Origin of the sequence: Paenibacillus sp. OK060 (assembly GCF_900101205.1) — a bacterium.
GTDB classification, from domain to species: domain Bacteria; phylum Bacillota; class Bacilli; order Paenibacillales; family Paenibacillaceae; genus Paenibacillus; species Paenibacillus marchantiae.
On the sequence record NZ_FNFR01000002.1, the window covers coordinates 364,310 to 381,164 of the forward strand.

17 protein-coding genes are annotated in these 16,855 nt (G+C 47.1%); 3 read left to right on the forward strand and 14 right to left on the reverse strand.

Annotated elements, in window-relative coordinates; all coding sequences use genetic code 11:
* Positions 1 to 113: 113 nt before the first annotated feature.
* The 12 genes from BLS14_RS07910 to BLS14_RS07965 form a co-directional block, all read right to left on the reverse strand.
* The gene (locus BLS14_RS07910) at positions 114 to 953 is read right to left on the reverse strand and encodes an ABC transporter permease (RefSeq protein WP_079693787.1); all 840 of its coding nucleotides are present in this window, start codon (positions 951 to 953) and stop codon (positions 114 to 116) included.
* Positions 950 to 2,116, reverse strand: coding sequence for an extracellular solute-binding protein (locus BLS14_RS07915; RefSeq protein ID WP_090950836.1), 1,167 nt, complete (start codon positions 2,114 to 2,116; stop codon positions 950 to 952). Before BLS14_RS07915 ends, BLS14_RS07910 begins: the two co-directional genes overlap by 4 nt.
* Positions 2,117 to 2,130: 14 nt before the next feature.
* Positions 2,131 to 3,171, reverse strand: a complete 1,041-nt coding sequence (locus BLS14_RS07920; RefSeq protein ID WP_079693789.1) for an ABC transporter ATP-binding protein — start codon at positions 3,169 to 3,171, stop codon at positions 2,131 to 2,133.
* A 42-nt stretch (positions 3,172 to 3,213) separates the two neighbouring features.
* The gene (locus BLS14_RS07925) at positions 3,214 to 4,038 is read right to left on the reverse strand and encodes an ABC transporter permease (RefSeq protein WP_076289304.1); all 825 of its coding nucleotides are present in this window, start codon (positions 4,036 to 4,038) and stop codon (positions 3,214 to 3,216) included.
* The gene (locus BLS14_RS07930) at positions 4,014 to 5,078 is read right to left on the reverse strand and encodes a LacI family DNA-binding transcriptional regulator (protein ID WP_090950840.1); all 1,065 of its coding nucleotides are present in this window, start codon (positions 5,076 to 5,078) and stop codon (positions 4,014 to 4,016) included. Before BLS14_RS07930 ends, BLS14_RS07925 begins: the two co-directional genes overlap by 25 nt.
* Positions 5,063 to 5,815: a glycerophosphodiester phosphodiesterase gene (locus tag BLS14_RS07935; RefSeq protein WP_063568311.1), complete on the reverse strand. Its 753-nt coding sequence runs from the start codon at positions 5,813 to 5,815 to the stop codon at positions 5,063 to 5,065. Before BLS14_RS07935 ends, BLS14_RS07930 begins: the two co-directional genes overlap by 16 nt.
* A complete protein-coding gene (locus BLS14_RS07940; protein WP_079693791.1) occupies positions 5,812 to 6,888 on the reverse strand; it encodes a CehA/McbA family metallohydrolase in 1,077 nt (358 codons plus the stop codon). The genes BLS14_RS07935 and BLS14_RS07940 overlap by 4 nt, the downstream gene beginning before the upstream one ends.
* Positions 6,885 to 7,352 carry a hypothetical protein gene (locus BLS14_RS07945; protein ID WP_079693792.1) on the reverse strand — a complete coding sequence of 156 codons (468 nt, stop codon included), beginning with the start codon at positions 7,350 to 7,352 and terminating at the stop codon, positions 6,885 to 6,887. Before BLS14_RS07945 ends, BLS14_RS07940 begins: the two co-directional genes overlap by 4 nt.
* 262 nt (positions 7,353 to 7,614) lie before the next feature.
* Positions 7,615 to 8,739: an N-methyl-L-tryptophan oxidase gene (gene solA / locus BLS14_RS07950; protein WP_079693793.1), complete on the reverse strand. Its 1,125-nt coding sequence runs from the start codon at positions 8,737 to 8,739 to the stop codon at positions 7,615 to 7,617.
* Positions 8,740 to 8,917: 178 nt separating this feature from the next.
* Positions 8,918 to 9,664 (reverse strand): type I methionyl aminopeptidase, encoded by a 747-nt coding sequence (map, locus tag BLS14_RS07955; RefSeq protein WP_090950842.1) that lies wholly within the window; start codon positions 9,662 to 9,664, stop codon positions 8,918 to 8,920.
* A 27-nt stretch (positions 9,665 to 9,691) separates the two neighbouring features.
* Positions 9,692 to 10,414 carry a TetR/AcrR family transcriptional regulator gene (locus tag BLS14_RS07960; RefSeq protein ID WP_079693795.1) on the reverse strand — a complete coding sequence of 241 codons (723 nt, stop codon included), beginning with the start codon at positions 10,412 to 10,414 and terminating at the stop codon, positions 9,692 to 9,694.
* 297 nt (positions 10,415 to 10,711) lie between these two features.
* Positions 10,712 to 11,422 (reverse strand): SDR family NAD(P)-dependent oxidoreductase, encoded by a 711-nt coding sequence (locus BLS14_RS07965; RefSeq protein WP_072733155.1) that lies wholly within the window; start codon positions 11,420 to 11,422, stop codon positions 10,712 to 10,714.
* A 103-nt stretch (positions 11,423 to 11,525) separates the two neighbouring features.
* Here BLS14_RS07965 and BLS14_RS07970 point away from each other — a divergent pair, with 103 nt between their 5' ends.
* The 3 genes from BLS14_RS07970 to BLS14_RS07980 all read left to right on the forward strand — a co-directional run bounded on the left by BLS14_RS07970 (position 11,526) and on the right by BLS14_RS07980 (position 13,408).
* On the forward strand, positions 11,526 to 11,885 hold the full coding sequence (locus BLS14_RS07970; RefSeq protein ID WP_063562626.1) for a MerR family transcriptional regulator: 360 nt from the start codon (positions 11,526 to 11,528) through the stop codon (positions 11,883 to 11,885).
* Positions 11,886 to 12,112: 227 nt separating this feature from the next.
* Positions 12,113 to 12,940, forward strand: coding sequence for a helix-turn-helix transcriptional regulator (locus BLS14_RS07975; protein WP_079693796.1), 828 nt, complete (start codon positions 12,113 to 12,115; stop codon positions 12,938 to 12,940).
* Between the two features lie 129 nt (positions 12,941 to 13,069).
* Positions 13,070 to 13,408, forward strand: a complete 339-nt coding sequence (locus tag BLS14_RS07980) for a cupin domain-containing protein (protein ID WP_079693797.1) — start codon at positions 13,070 to 13,072, stop codon at positions 13,406 to 13,408.
* A gap of 132 nt (positions 13,409 to 13,540) precedes the next feature.
* Here the strand turns inward: BLS14_RS07980 and BLS14_RS07985 are convergent, their stop codons facing one another.
* Together BLS14_RS07985 and BLS14_RS07990 are read right to left on the reverse strand one after the other, a co-directional pair.
* Complete coding sequence (locus BLS14_RS07985; protein WP_090950847.1) at positions 13,541 to 16,039, reverse strand: FAD-dependent oxidoreductase; 2,499 nt, start codon at positions 16,037 to 16,039, stop codon at positions 13,541 to 13,543.
* On the reverse strand, positions 16,032 to 16,349 hold the full coding sequence (locus tag BLS14_RS07990) for an ArsR/SmtB family transcription factor (RefSeq protein WP_090950850.1): 318 nt from the start codon (positions 16,347 to 16,349) through the stop codon (positions 16,032 to 16,034). The genes BLS14_RS07985 and BLS14_RS07990 overlap by 8 nt, the downstream gene beginning before the upstream one ends.
* Between the last annotated feature and the right edge of the window lie 506 nt (positions 16,350 to 16,855).

Sequence of the window (16,855 nt, forward strand, 5' to 3'; positions counted from 1 at the left end):
AACGGGTTGTTAATTTTCACCTTTGCCAACTAGAGAAAGTGCTGATCTTTTTTTCCATCAAAAAAAAGAAAAGCGCTCCCTATAAAGGACCACTTCAGCTTTTTGGAACTCGTCTAAACCTTCGCCTTCTCCTCTTCCGCCATCGACCGGATGTAGAAAGCACCCAGCACCGAGCAGAGCAGGAATGAGAAGAAAGCAATCGCTGCGGCTTGTTCACGCTCCTGGAAAACGCTGAATACCTGCTGCATGGAGACACCAAGCATCTGCGGAGAGTTGGCTCCGATCAGATAGGGTGCAGTGAACGAGCCGATGACCCCCATGAAGACAAAGGTCAGGGCAACAAGAAATGTCTTGTACGACAGCGGGAAAATAAACCGGGTAAATAGCGTCAGTCTGCCTACACCCACGTCCTTTGCACTCTCAATGATCGATGAAGGAATGCCCGACAGCGCGGAACTGAGCAGCATCGTCGTAAATGGAATGTTGAACCACAGGTTGGCGATGATGATTCCTTTCTCGTCAAAGATGATGCGTGGCAGCGTAATCCCGACCACCTCAAGCATACGGGCGAGCCAGCCATGATTGCCAAGCAAATTGATCAGACCGTAAGTTGCAATAACACCAGGGATAAACAGCGGAATCATGTACGTTTTACGAATCAGATTGACGATCGGCCCCTGGTTGAAGCGCATATAGATCGCCAGGGTGTAGCTGATCAAGATTACGGCAACACACGTAATGGCAGTGACCCGAAGTGTAAATACGATATTGCTGCGCATCCCCTTATCTGTGAACAGATAGGTATAGCGGCTCAGATCGTATCCACCCGAGCCGTTGCTCAGGCTCATGATGAAGGATTGAACAATCGGGATAATGACAACGATCAACAGGATGGCGAAGGAGGGGAGCACCATCGCCAGGCCTGTGATCGACTGTCTGGCTTCCTTACTCATTTCGCGGCAACGTCGCTCTGCCAGCGTTTGTTAATTTCCGTGCCCAGATCCCCGATGTTGAACGTACGGAAGCCTTCGGCCACACCGTCGAACTTATTTTGCATTTCCTGTGACATATTGGAGAGCTCAATGCCCGGGAAGCCATTCATTTTGTCAACGATCACTTCCTGCGCTTCAGGGGACAGAACAAAGTTCAGGAATTCATTGATCGCTTGCTTCTTGTCCGACTCCTGGTTGACCATCAGGTACGTTGGTCCGCCGTTGAAGCCTGGCGTGATCTGCTGCATCTTAATTGTATCCGGCAACAAACCTTCGTTCAGCTGCTGCAACACCATGTCGGACCAGGCCGGAATTAAGGACACTTCGCCATTCATCAACAGATCCAGCGTGCCCTGGTTTTTCTTCGGATAGATGCCCTGCCCATAGACATATGGTCCGATTTCTTTGAGCGTGTCAAAACCGCCATCCCACTTCTCCATGATCGCCGGATCGGAGTTGTGGATGTCCTCTTCCGGCAGGTCCTTGTAGACAATCGTCTGCACGAACGAACTGCCGGAACCACCCGTTGACGGGTCATTGTAAGCGAACTGCTCGGGATTGGCTTTGATCCACTGCAACAGCTCGTCCAGCGTAGTTGGTGGATTGGAGATTTTGCTGCTGTCATAGGCTAGAACCACGGCGGACGAACGATACGGAACAGCGAAGTTGTCCACATCCTTCATCGTGTCTGTGTTGACTTTGCTCAGGTTAGCAATGTCCTTCTCGTTCAGTTGCTCCCAAATACCATCCTTTGTGCCCTGAGCAACGGAGGTGATTCCGTCCTCGTACAGGTCAATGTCTCCTGAGCCCTTACCCGCTTTCTTGGCGGCCACGATCCGGTCGTAGGTCGGCTCAGCACCAGTACCGGACGGGATATAGACCAGATTCACGTCGATATCCGGATGCTGTTTCTCAAACATTGGCTCCAGCGAATCCCACAGATCCTTGACGTTCTGAGAGCCCGTAAAGTAGAAGTTAAATTTCACCTGATCGCTTGATGCAGCAGCGTTCCCCCCGGTGGTGGTTGTACTTTTTATCTCACTTCCGTTTCCACACCCGGCCAGCAATGACATTGATAATCCCACAACAGTCAACAATGATAAAAATGGCTTTTTCATACGCATATCATTCATCCTCCTCAGTTCGATTCATCGACCGGGAATCCGGTCATTTTCGAGATCGAGACGCCGACGTCTTTTCCTACCTGCAGCTGCTCAACGAATTCCTTGTTCAGAAAAGCACGTATAATGCCGAATTCCACCAGTTCCACGGTAACTTCGGCGTAATGTCCAAGAATCATGACCTGCTTGACCTTACCCGCCAAAGTACCTTCACCCATCATAGTACTGCTCACCTGTACGTCTTCTGGTCGGACCGCAGCTGTCACCTGTCCACTTAACCCCTTCTCGTTCGGCAGGCGAAGATGTGCAATCCGGATGCTCTCCCCTTCCGCCACCCCCTTAAGGAAATTCATTTTGCCGATAAAACCGGCGACGTATAATGAAGCGGGCTCATCGTAAATCTGCTGCGGATGAGCAATTTGCTCGATGCGCCCGTGATTCATGACGATAATGCGGTCGGACAACGACAGTGCTTCTTCCTGATCATGCGTGACAAAGACCATTGTCAGCCCGGTCTTCATTTGGATCTCACGCAGCTCCTCACGCATTTCGTGCCGCAGCTTGGCGTCCAGCGCCGAGAAAGGCTCGTCCAATAGCAGTACCGCCGGATTCAGCAGCAAAGACCGAGCCAGCGCAACCCGCTGCTGCTGTCCTCCCGAAAGCTCGGCCGGATATTTCTTCTCAAAACCCGACAGTCGGACCAGCTTGAGCGCATCTTCGACCGCTGTGCGGATCTCTTCCTTCGGCATTTTGCGGATCTTCAGGCCGAAGGCCAGATTGTCGTATACCGACATATGCGACCACAAGTTATAGCTCTGGAACACCATCGAGGTCGGCCGTTTCTCCGGTGGCAGTTGAATGACACTCTTGCCCTCGATCAATATGTCACCGGAGTCCGGTTCGAGAAATCCGCCGATGCTCCGGAGTACGGTAGTTTTCCCGCACCCGGAGGGACCAAGAAGGGTGACCAGCTCGCCTTTTTCAATATCGATGTTGATGCCGCTGACCCCGTCACCCGTTTTGTAGCGTTTGGCTAACTCTCGTACAGACAACTGCATACTTCTGCCTCCCCTTGCTTCGGTATATCGACCGAAATATTTTTATTTCATTTGAAAACCACTCGCCAGCACGTCCGCGCTCACCAGCCGCTGAGCTGCCACTAGCAAAATAATAGTAGGCAGCGTCAGGATGATCGAGAATACTGCTCCGGCGCTGCTCGGAAAGTCGGAAATAATGGAGTACATGACGATTGGCATTGTTTTGTAATCGGGAATACCAACCAGGAACGTGCCCTGCGCTTCGTCGAGCGAATTGAGGAACGTGAAGATCGAAGCGACCATGATGCCGGGCATCGCCATTGGCAGGGTGATGCTGCGGAACACTTTGAACGGGCTTGCCCCAACGTCCCGCGCCGATTCTTCCTGCGCCCGGTGCACGTTGCGAAAGGCGGAGGTCGGAATCCAGGTCATGAACATCAACACATTGATCATATGGATCAGCACAACGCCGAGCAGCGTATTCATCAGTCCAATCCGGTAGAAAAGAACCGCAATGGAAACATACAACCCCATTTTCGGAAAAGCATGTGTCAGCAGGAACGAGAACAGGAACATCCGCTTCAGCGGAAACTGGAGTCTTGCGAAGGCATACGCTGCTGGGATGCAGACGACGATGGACAGCAGGGTCACCAGAGTAGCAATGAGGAACGACAGTGAGATCGACGAGACAATATCGTCCTTTGCCAGTACGAACTCCCACCATTTGAAGCCCCATACCTGGGGCAGAATATCCGGATAATTCCACTTTTCACTAAAGGCAAGCACTAGCAGGTTGACCAGCGGACCTGCGAAAAAAATGGCGAACACGGTCAGCAACACAAATTCGATTATTCTTCTGGGACCTACGTGTTTCCAGTACCAAGACATGTTCCGTCCTCCCCTCCATTTGTCGATTGACGAACAATCACTTCGCTTTCGTATTCAATCAGGCGCGGCACGCTCCCCTCGCCGCTAATCAGGCGATCCAGAATCGATACCGCGTCTCGGCCAATACCAGATGCATCCACGCTGACGGTAGTCAGTGATGGGTGGTACATTCCGGCCACTTCGGTATTGTCGTAGCCCATAACGGATACTTCCTCCGGAACGCGGACTCCGCGCTCCAGAAGCACCTTCATCGCACCCAGTGCAAGCATGTCATTTGTACTGAACAGAGCGCTGTATCGTCCATCCCGGAATGCCACATAATGCTCCTCCATCAACTTCCGACCGGAATCGAAGCTCGATTCCGATGACTCGACAACGGTAAATCCGTCCTGTTCAGAACTAACGCCGAGGGACTCCAGCCGTTTTCGGAAGCCCTCCAATCGCAGCGAGTGGCTCCGATGTTCGCCCGGTCCAGCGATGATAAAGAATTTGCGGTGTCCGCAGTCATATAAATGCTGTGCCGCCCGTTCTCCACCGGCTTCATCGTTGCTCACGAGATGCACGACGTCCGGATCTTCCGTCGATCCGTTGACCATCAGATAAGGGATATTGAAGTTTTTGACGTAATCGATGACGTTCTTCTGCAGCCGGCTGACCAGGATGAGTCCATCCACCCGCTGTTCCAGCATATAATCAGTGGAGCGCAGCGACATTTCCCTATCGGTCTTCAGGAAAATCGAGTAGCCCATCTCTTCAGCGGACATCAGTATCTCGTCAATGATTCTGCCATACAGCGTGTGGGACACGATCGGCAGCCTGTCACGGAAAACGATGACTCCGATGTTGTACGTGCGCTTGGCGACCATCGCTCGGGCGACGGCGCTCGGCTTGTAGCGAAGCTGCTCGACCGCCTTGAGAACGCGATCCCGGACTTCAGGACTCGCATATCCGTTTCCGGAGATAACCCGAGAAGCAGTCGATTTCGATACACCAGCCAGTTGAGCCAGCTCCCGCAAACTATGATTCAGCTTATTGTCCAATCCCTATTCTCCTTTGCAAAATCCGTCTCTTCCCGGACGGCAATTAGCTTCGCCGGATCACGGGTTGTTATCGAGTCGACGCCCAACTGTGCAAGTCGCCGCATATCGTCCGCCTCTGAAACCGTCCAGACGTAGATAGCCAGACCGCTCCGCTGCACAGCTTCCATAAGTTCTGGCTGAACGACCTGATACGGCACGTTAATCCCAAAGCAGCCGGCTTCGCGAGCATCTGCACACGCCTGGAACACTGCCTCGTCGTAGCTCAGACTGCCGAAGCTTTGCTTGTTCACATTAAGAAGCCTGCGTATGCTTGGAGCGTAACGACTAGCTTTAACCGCTGACCCGTAATCGCAGCCACTGAGAAACACCATCTCCGCCATACCCATCCGATTCACCAGAGCTGAGACCGGCTCCAGAGCACTGTCTGTTTTGATATCAAGGTTCATCACTTTACCGGCTGCGCGTATCTGCTCAAGCACATCCTGAAGTGTTGGAATAGGCGATAGTCTAGCGGTGTTCAACTCCTTCAGTGTCATTTCTGCAAGACTGCCGCAGCTTCCATCTGCCAAAGTGATATTGTCATCGTGGGCAAGCACCGGCACATGGTCCCGAGTCGAACGGATATCGTCTTCGTAAATATCTACGCCAAGTGTTAGGGCTGCCTGAAGTGACTCGAAAGAATGATCAGGATGGCCCATACAGCCAGTATGGGCTGTGATCAGCGGGAATTTGTTCATCGCGGGTATCCTCCTTCTTCGAAATAGATCGCGTTGGTAAAGGCGATCAGTACATGGACTCCTCGTACGGTTCCCCACAGCTCGGCACGAATCCAACTGCGGGGGATTTCTGGAGCGGACTCCCTCAGTTGGGCTTCAAATTGCATCATCTGTTCGTCCGATGAAGACGGAACTTCAAGATTAAGCTCCTCGCCCAGATTGGAACATAGCTTCAATCTGCAGACCTGCTTCTGTAGCGACCAGAGTCCGGAACGGACCGAGAAGTCCAGCATCAAGTTCGCCCGGACCGGATCCTCTGCAGCTTCCCGTCTCTCGACTACCGTTGGAACGGTAGAGCCGATTGCATACAATGCATCTCCAGCTTCCAGCGTCAAGGTCAGCAGAGGACCTATCGTTACCGACGCGCGCCCTTCCCGCAGCGCTTGGATAAGCGTTTCTTCATGGAGCGAAAGGGCTGTCGAGCCTCCGTTCCCCGCCACTGCGTCGTCCTCAATCCCGAGATAAGTAACTGAGATCGGATCGTCTGTCTCGCCCTGCGCATGCCAGTCCCTGCCTGAAGTGGCTGCAATCCGATATCCTTCGTTCAGCTTGTGAGTCCACAGATCAAAAGCTCGCCGATTGTTCGTCTGAATGGAAGGGAACGTGCCGGACCAGACTTCGATGTAATCGACAGCGGACCAGTTCCCAATCTCGTATTCCCAGAAGCAACCGGTACAGGCAGGACTGCCGATTCGGAAGGGATGAGCAAGCCCGGCGATTCCACCGAGTCGATGCACGTTCTCGATCCCCGCATCAATTCCATCCCGATTCGCTTGACGCCAGTCGGCAAAAGCGCTAAGTCCTATCGTCACCATATGACCGTAAAAAGTTGTCCACTCCATACCGGGAATGATTCGTAGTCCGTACCTCTGCTCGATTTCCGCTTTGCCGCTCAAGCCGGACATCGTGTTGTGATCGGTCAGCGCGATGGCGTCGAAGCCCAGATTGGCTGCTCCCGCTGCCAGTTCTCCCAGCGTCTGACTGCCATCGCTGTGCAGCGTATGTGTATGCAGTTCACAGGCGAACCACTTCATATCGAGTCCTCCTCTGTCGTCCAGACTTCCAGCCGATAAGTGCACGTATCGGTCACGATGCAATGCAGGCTTAATGTGACGCTCCAGGGCCCCGGAACCAGCTCACCCGCCATAAGGCCGGGAGAAGCTTCTCTCTCCGATACATATAGATCCTGCACCTCGTCTTGGCGGTGGCACGCCCCTCGGTATCCGCGAGCATCGTCCAGCGAGAGTGTGATCAGATTTTTCAGAGGGAGATGCCGATCAGCATTGGCAATCGCGTATTCCCGATGTTCCGGCAAAATGTATAGATCGTAACTTTCCTCGAGCAGCCGTAGCGCATTCTCCCGATTCTCAAGCGTCTTCGGCGTATATTGTAATCGCAGGTTCAGCTTCACGCAGCCCTCTTCCAACTCAAAAGGAATGTGGATATGTGTTTTGGAATCCTCCGGAGATGCGTATCCTTGTAGATCCAGCAGCTTCATTGCGGCGCACCACCTTTCATTAATCCGTTATCTTCATGACTTACGTTATGCACGTTTTGCTGAATGTGGGACCGTTCCCACATCTAATACTTATGTTACGGGTTAAAAATCAGGTCCATATCTGCATCGTGTTAATATTCTGTAAATGCAAAAAAGACCGAACTTCTATTAAAAGAAGACCGGTCTTTGTATTTTTTTATCGCTAGATTGTTTTCGCACTGCATACAAGTGGCAGCACATAAAATTTCTCTTGAATGGATTCTTAAAATCGATTGATTGAAAATGGAGAAATGTTATGTTCCGTTTTCCCTGATATAATCAAATCACTTAAAATCTGTCCAACTACACTACTAAATTTAAAGCCATGTCCTGAGAAACCTGATGCAATGGCAACGTTTGGATAGTTAGGATGTGTATCTATAATGAAATCTTCGTCAGGAGTCATTGTATACATACACGTTTTACCGAACTTCAATTCTTGTGCTGAGGGCATATAGTGTTGCAAAAATTGTTTTAAATCTGTCGTGTCTTCCTCTAGTTCACCAAATTCCAGGATGGCTTCATCTGGATTGATTGTATCTCCTCCATCATGTCGGCCTAATTTTAATCCGGAACCATCAATGCTTGGGAAACCATAATAATGTCCGTGAGATGTTTCAAACGAAAAGGCTGGGAACTCCTTATGATTATATAAATCATCTTTAGTATCAAACCAGGCAAATGTTTTTCTTATAGGATTAAGAGGAAGATTTAGATCCAACATGGAAAGGAGACTTCCTGACCAGGCCCCTGCTGAAACTACTAACGCATTAGCACTAAAAGTATGATCTTCGGTCTTGATGGTAACTCTTTTATCATGAACCATAATTTCTTTTACTTTACTATTGGTTATGATGGTAGCTCCGTTTTGCTCTGCGAGTTCTCGATATGCTTCAATGCATTCCTCACATTTCAACACTCCTGAGGTTGGTTCGTAGCAACCAATGTAATTGTTCGGTAAATTGATGCCTGGCCAGCGCTTATTTACTTCATTGGAATCTAAAATCTCAAGTGGTAATGAATAGGTTTTTGAGCTTGAAATGATATTTTGGATAAAATCTGTTTTCTCGTAACCCACGTTTATAACCCCAGTAGGGAGAAATAATTGTTTTCCCGACACTTTCTCTAAGTCATTCCATAATTCTTGAGCCTTGAGTGCCAACGGAACATAATTTTCACCTTCACCATACGCGTGCCGAATGATTCTTGTCTCTCCGTGATGACTGCCTTTGTTATGGGGCGGGTTAAAGGAATCTATTAATAGTGTACTTTTCCCACTCTTGGATAAAAAATAACCCGCCGCCATCCCCATTGAACCTGCTCCTATTACAATTACGTCATAATGCATTGCAAGTTGCCTCCTTGTAAGAAATCCCCATGTAACTTAAGTATTAAGTATGGCTAGTATTCTTCTATATTACTAATGATATTAACACTTAACAATTGCGCTATCCTGGACATGATACCCAAGTCATAATAAAAAAACCGCATAACAATGCGGTTTTCTTAGATTCGTAAATTTACTATTACTGAGCCGTTAAAATCAGCGGTCCATCCGAGGTGATTGCGATCGTATGCTCATATTGTGCCGACAACTTGCCGTCGGCCGTTCTCGCCGTCCACTGATCGTCGTCGATCCTGATACGGAACGTTCCTTCGTTGATCATCGGTTCAATCGTAAACACCATGCCTTCTTTTAATCGAATGCCTTTGCCGGCTACGCCGATATGCTCATAGGTCGGTTCCTCATGCAGGCTCCGCCCAATCCCGTGTGCCAACAGATCACGTACCACCGAGTACCCATGCGCTTCCGCATGCTTTTGAATCGCCGACGTTATGTCGCCGAGCCGGCCTCCGGGTATAGCCCGAGCAATTCCCAGATCCAAGCATTCCTTTGTCACCTTCATTAACTTTTGCACTTCCGGCCGAATATTGCCTACCGCATAGCTCACACACGAATCGCCGAACCATCCCCCGTATTCCACGACGATGTCGAGTTTTAGCAAGTCTCCATCCATGATTACCCGTTTCGAAGGAATGCCGTGGGCCACCACATCGTTGATCGAAATGCAGGTTTCGGCGGGGAAACCATTATAGCCTTTCGTAAACTGCTTGCCACCCAGCTTGGTGATGTGCCTGGCAACAAAATCATTGATTTCTAGTGTGGTGATGCCAGGCTCGATTAGTTTGGTCACCTCGCGGTAACAGTCCGCAACGATTTGGCTCGCCGGCTTCATTTCTTCAATTTCCCTAGGTGATTTTATAATGATCATCTTTTGTATATTCACTCCTTAGGCATCCTATAATTTTAAAAACCCGACGATATCCCCTGCCTCCTCGTGCAGCTTTTCGCGACGCAGCGAAAGCGAGGCGCACCCAACCAAGGCAGCCATCAGCATTTCCGCGCGCTGTAGCCGATACGGCTGCTCCGCCGCGTTTCCGCCGGAAGCATCATCCTCGTCTGCCGCACGCCCGGTGTCCACCAGCGCAGCAAACGTCGAGAGCACCTCATCTTGAAAAGCAGCCATAAGCTTGGTCGAGCGTGCTTCAGGTAGCGAGGCAAACCCCTCAAGAGCCAGCTTATACAGCAGGTATATGGCGTGGTCCTCCGCCCAAAGCTGCAGCAACTGGACGCTGGCTGCCGCGACGGGGCCAAGTTCTGCGGAAGCGGTCGTTTCGTAGTTTCCGCTTTGGGAATCCGCGACAGCAAAGTTTCCGGTATTCGCCGCAGAAGCAAAGGCGAGGAGCCCATTCGCTGGCTCATCCCCCGAATTCGAAGCGTGTGGGGCTGCCGGTGCTCCCCCGGCCCGCTCCAACGCATCCCACAGCAGATCGTGGAGCAAATCGCCTTTATTACTGTAATAATGGTATACCGTGCCATATCCGAGTCCCGCCTCAATGGCCACATCTCGGATTTCGAGTAAAGACCCTTTATTCAAAAACACATCGGCAGCGGCTTTACGAATTTGCGCCAGGCGCCGCAGCCGGATCTCTTCGTTTTGTTCTTTTGTGCGTGGAGTCATCTCGTCCGCTCACCTCTTTTATTTTTGACCTACTCTTATGTCAATATAAAACATTAGCTTGCAAATAACAAGAATTAGCTGGAGGATTACGGAAAAACAGACATACTAAGCGGGTGCCCCGGCTTAATATGTCTGTTACTTAACGAGTATATAGCTTTACCACAACATAATGACAAAGCCTTTTAACACTTCGTTCTTGTCCTTCCAAATTAATTCGCGCCATTTTACCCCTTTGATTAGCCGTTGAATGTTACTCTAACCAAAATACATTTGGATACCATTGCTTTGCAGATGGGATTACCAGGCGTACACGCCTTGCTCATTCAAGAATTCGCCGTTATGATGTTTGCCATCTGTCGCATAACCCACGATAATCGCAGCAGCTGCCTCTTTTGATTTACCGCCTTCAGCATTTCCGTTGAGGTCTGTTGATGTGAATCCAGGCGTTACCGCAAATACTTGAGCCCTGCTGCTTTTAAGTTCATAAGCCATCGAAACTGTCATAGCATTGTTGGCCGTTTTGGATGAGTTATAATCGAATGCGTTTAAAGCAAATCCAGCATTTTGCATATGATCCAGAGAAGCCATGTCGGTCGATACATTAACGATTGTGCCTTCGTTATCTTTGATTAACGGGAACAAACGCTGGTTCAGACGAAAGGTTCCGAAAAAGTTGACTTCAAAAGCGCTCCTCAGATTCTCTTCTTTGGTATCCGTAAAAGAACGGGCGAAAGCACCCGGCATACCCGCATTATTGATCAAAAGTGTTAAGTACGGATAATCCTTGGCAATCATATCGGCTGCCCTTTCGATAGTTTCCAAGTCACTCATGTCAATTTGCACAAATTCTATGTCTAACCCCTCAGAAGTTAACTCGGTAACAGCCGCTTCGCCCCGTTCAACGCTGCGTGCACCAAGGACGACTTTCCAGCCGGCTTGTCCTAACTGCTTAACGATTTCGAATCCGATTCCTTTATTTGCTCCAGTTACAAAAGCGGTCTTCTTCATGTGAATCCTCTTTTCTCTAATTTGATTTCATTAACAATACATAAGTTACTATGCTACACTTAGTGTAGGTCAACTATAAATTTTGATAAAAAAGAGGGTTAACATGTTAACGATTGGAGAAGTAGCGAAGAAAGTCGATATCGCTATCGGGGCGATACGCTTTTACGAAAGAAAGGGCCTGTTGAAGCCTGCTGCGCGAAGTGAGCAGAATAACCGTCTTTACACGGAAGATGATCTGAACTGGCTGGTTTTTATCAAATGTCTTCGCGAAACCGGGATGAGTGTGGAGGATATCAAAACGTATTATGACAAAGTAAATGAAGGAACCTCGACTCTGCCGGAAAGAACCAAACTGATTCAAGATCAAAGGCAAAAGTTGCTGGAAGATATCGAGGAGAAAAAAGCGCAGCTCGTTCATTTGGATCACAAATTGGAGCGCTATTATCGCGGAGAAAATTATTAAGATAAGTCTTTTCCTAAAGACAAAACTTTTGAATTTCATGTAATTAGAACGTTGAACCCAAAAAAGGCAGACGATCACGTTTGATCGTCTGCCTTCTTCATTTTATTTAGCTATAGTTCGCATAAGCTAAAGTTTCAACATCGATGAAACTATTGTTTAAATAGGTTGACAATGAGAATTGTTATCAATAATGTGGAGTAAGTTACTATCGAAATGAGGTACACAACGTGAAAATAGATGTGAATCAGTTAGCAGAACATTTTGCACACATTCCTTTTCAAGTAGAGGGAATATATAGATATGCTACAAATCCAGGAGTGAATCACGCTGACTATACCGACTCTTTTCCTGGATTTGTGTTTCCCCTTACAGGAAAGATACAATTTCAATTTAATGGAACACCTTATATTCTTTCGCCAGGAAAAGTGGTGCATGGTGGTGCAAAAATGAAATTGGATGAAAAAACGTTTGATAACTCCAACTGGGAATATATCCTTGTTTTATACCGTATATGTAGCTCAGAACTAGAAGAGTCAAGCTTTTCCCATCAGCATTTTGAATTATCAACGGGACAATCCCCACGTCTTATCGAATTAATTATGCAGCTTTGGCATGTGTATAATCAGCGTGGAGGCATTTCAAAATTTCAGACTGAAATGCTGTTTCGCGATGTGCTGAACGAAGCCTTAATAAGTGTGTCGAATAGGCAAATGAGTAGTGAATCACATACTTTATTCGAACGGGTATCTAATTATATTCATGAATACTACTATCATGGCCTTACCATAACATCGCTCGCAGAACAATATAACGTTAATCGAAATCGACTTTCTTACGTATTCAAAAAACATGCAGGGATGGGCCCGGCAGAATATCTATTAAAATACCGTATAAACATGGCACAAAAAATGCTATTTACAAGTGATGTGCCAGTACAGCAAATTGCACAAGCGGTTGGAATTGCTGACCCTTTTTATTTCAGTAAAGTGTTCAAGAAACAATTTGGCTTTTCTCCTACTGAATATCGACGGAAGTTCATCAATAATCCATGCTAACTTCAACAGGCATCCATTTTAAAGCAAAAATTAAATCAGTATACTTATGGCAGACCAAGAAAAACATCATCATGTCTTGAGTTGCGTATGCAGCATTGTATCGAAAGTGAAAAATAAGGAGGGCTTACTATCCATCATCAAGCGATTAAACTAAGCGAGGAACTATCTAAAATAAAAGATAATTGGTCACCCCAATTAATTGGTGAAATGAATGACTATCAATTTAAAATTGTTAAGATTGCTGGCGATTATGAATGGCATGTTCATCCCGAAACCGATAAGTTATTTTTCGTGATTGAAGGCGAGATGATCATTGATTTTCGTGATGGTCAGGTGAGAATTTCCAAGGATGAGATGTTTATTGTCCCGAGGGGACTTGAGATCAAACCCTCCGCCGAAAAGGAATGTCATATCATGTTGATGGAACCTAAAAGTGAAGGAAACACTGGCGGGACTGAGTCCGCATAAATACCCTACTACGTTTCATCGAACGGACATTGTAATAAACGAATCTAAGCCCCTTCAGCAATGAAGGGGCTTTTGCTTTTTAAGATAACACATGTCACTAAACAGTTGAATGGTTTTATTAACAAACCGATTTTAAATAAATAGATTATGATTTGCATGAGCTGCCTGCCCCAGATAGTAGCCCACTCCACCGATGTTAACCGAATCCATTAATTCTTCACGCTGAATCCCCATTAAATCCATGGACATCTGGCAAGCGACAAACTCAACTCCCTGCGCAGTTGCGGTCTGCATCAGTTCTTCCAGAGAAGCAACATTATTATTCTTCATAATGCCTCGAATAATCTTTGGGCCAACTCCAAGCATATTCATTTTGGACATGCCTAGCTTGTGGCTGCCGCGCGGTAACATCATGTCAAACATGCGGCCAATCATTGTTTTGGATACAGGCTGTGGCTGATGCTTACGGATAATATTCAATCCCCAGAAAGTGAAGAACATGGTTACTTTACGTCCACTTGCTGCTGCCCCATTTGCAATAATAAGAGAAGCAATCGCTTTATCTAGATCACCACTGAAGACAACCAGCGTGCTCGCAGGCTCCTCTTTAGGAGTTTCCATAGCTGACGATGCGGTCTGCGCAGTATTTTTGGCAATTACAGCTTCAATAGTACCGCTTTGGGATCGTTCCAAGTGTAGAAGTGAGGAACCAGACATCGTTGCCCATGCTTTCACATCTTCATAAAATCCTGGATCGGAAGCTTTCACCCGTAGAGTCTCTCCATTCGATAGTTGATCCATTTTCTGCTTAAGTTGTATCAGCGGACCGGGACAACTTAAACCGCACACGTTCAACTCATTATCAATACGCTGTGGCTCTGTAAAGATTGGATTGGAGAGCTCTGCTTCCTTTACAGCATGTTTCGGATTGTTGTTCTGACCCTGTCCATCATTATTATCATGGTTTCCGGTAGAAATTGGAGCAGGCCGAAATTGTGCTTGGCGGTATGTTTTATAACCTCCACTCAGATTTTTCACATTAAAGCCATGCTGACGCAAAATCTGCGAAGCTGTATATCCACGCAGACCAACCTGGCAGTATACCCAAATATCTTTGGTTGAGTCTAATTCATCTAATCGCTGACGAAGCTCATCCACTGAAATATTTATGGAGTCCGGAATATTCCCATTGCGATGCTCCAGCTCACTGCGTACATCCAGCAATATCGACTGCTCCGGCTGGCGTTCAGTTAGCTGATCATAGGTGAACGTTTCAACACGTCCAGCCGTAATATTTTCAGCTGCATAACCAGCCATATTAACTGGATCTTTCGCAGAGGAATACGGTGGCGCGTAACTCAACTCAAGCTCTGATAAATCACTGATGTGACCCCCAAAATGAATGGCTACAGCTATGTCATCAATCCGTTTATCCACACCGTCATAACCAATTGCTTGTGCACCTAAAATTTTACCTACCGGAGTAAACAGCAGTTTAAGTGTAATCGCGCTGGAACCCGGATAATACGATGCATGAGATGCAGGATGCACAATTACAGTTCGATAATCGATGCCGAGACGTTTTAGTGTTTTCTCATTACTACCTGTAGTTGCTCCGGTCATTCCAAACACTTTAATAATTGCCGTTCCTTGTGTTCCTTTGTAGATGGAACTTAGTCCGGCGATTCGATCTGCAACAATTCGTCCCTGTTTGTTGGCAGGTCCAGCAAGCGGAATAGCTGTCTTTGTGCCATGAATGGTTTCAGTTACTTCGATGGCATCGCCAACAGCATAGATATGTGGCATACTGCTTTCGAGTGCTTCGTTGACCATAATATGTCCACGTGTTCCTAGGGAAACTCCGCTATTTCTCAGAAAAGCTGTATCTGGAGTTACTCCTATCGCAAGAATAACCAGGTCAGCTGTCAGAACACGACCATCTGCAAGCTCAACACTAATTCCCTGCTCAAGTGCCTGAAAGCTCTGAACCCGCTGGGAAAACAACAGCTTCACCCCATTTTGCTCCATTTCCTGTGCCAATGCTGCTGCCAACTCAGCATCAAATGGGGTGAGCAGCTGACCATTACCCTCTACCAACGTTACATCCAATCCAGCTTCCTTCAAATTTTCTGCCATTTCAACACCAATAAATCCCCCGCCTATAACAATCGATGATAGGTTGTTAGAAGAACTTATTTGTTCCTTGATGCGATCAATATCTGGAATGCTGCGCACTGTATAAATCAGTGGATTATCCGTACCCGGCAGATCGGGAATAATTGGCTTGGCACCTGGTGACAAAATCAATTCGTCATAGCTTTCTTCATATTGACCGCGCTCCTGGCTTTGTACCTGAACTGTACGAGTATGCGGATCAATAGCGACGACCTCACTTCGTGTACGCACATCAATATTAAATCGATCGACCATACCTTTGGGAGTTTGTACTAGCAAACGCTCTCGATCCTCGATCGAGCCACCAATATAATAAGGTAAGCCGCAATTGGCAAACGATATATAGGGTCCTTTTTCAAATATGATAATTTCGGCATGTTCATCCAGACGGCGCAGACGGGCAGCTGCTGATGCACCACCCGCTACTCCGCCCACAATCAGTACTTTTTTACTCATGATTCACAATCTCCTCTCCAAACAAAATAGGTATCATCTGTTCAATCCGTTGGTCGGCAAGCACGTAATTTACTTCAAGGCCATTGCGCTCAGTCGTTACAATACCTGCACTGCGTAGCTTCTGCAAATGCTGGGACACTGTTGATTGGGGAAGGTCTAGACACTCCTGCATATATGAAACATTACATTTCTTTTTTCGCATCAACCCGCGCACAATGCACAGGCGAATTGGATGAGATAGAGCTTTCAGTAAATTAGCAGGTTCATCGAACTGTTTTAAATTAGTGCTATCAAAAGCTTCAGTATTCAAAAATACCCCTCCTGAATCGTTATATCGTAATATTACGATATTTGAATTGGGATGTCAAAATATTTTCATCTTATGCTCATGGCCCTATAATAATTTTAACCAACAAATTTATAAGGCAGCTGAACGTATTCAATCAATAATCAATTAAGTAAAGTATTTCTTTTAATATGTTAATCCTAAAATTAATACCTGAGGATACATAAAAATATTCCTTATATCTAGAAGCTGATTTTCACCTCTTACTCTCCCAATCTGTTAGTCACATCTAACATATAGGGGTTTATTTACTACGTCCACTTCAAAAATCGGTGCGTTCTTCCATGTCGCCCCCTACTTCTCTTCTAACTAAGTCGACCTTCCTTAAAACAACAATCCCAACAGTTTTATCGAGTTTTAGTCTACAGCTAGTGTAATTCAGTTTAAGTAACAATTCTCGAATGAAAACATATCAATCACGTTTACTATGTCCCATCAATATGTTATATAACACCCATGGCTAAAATAAA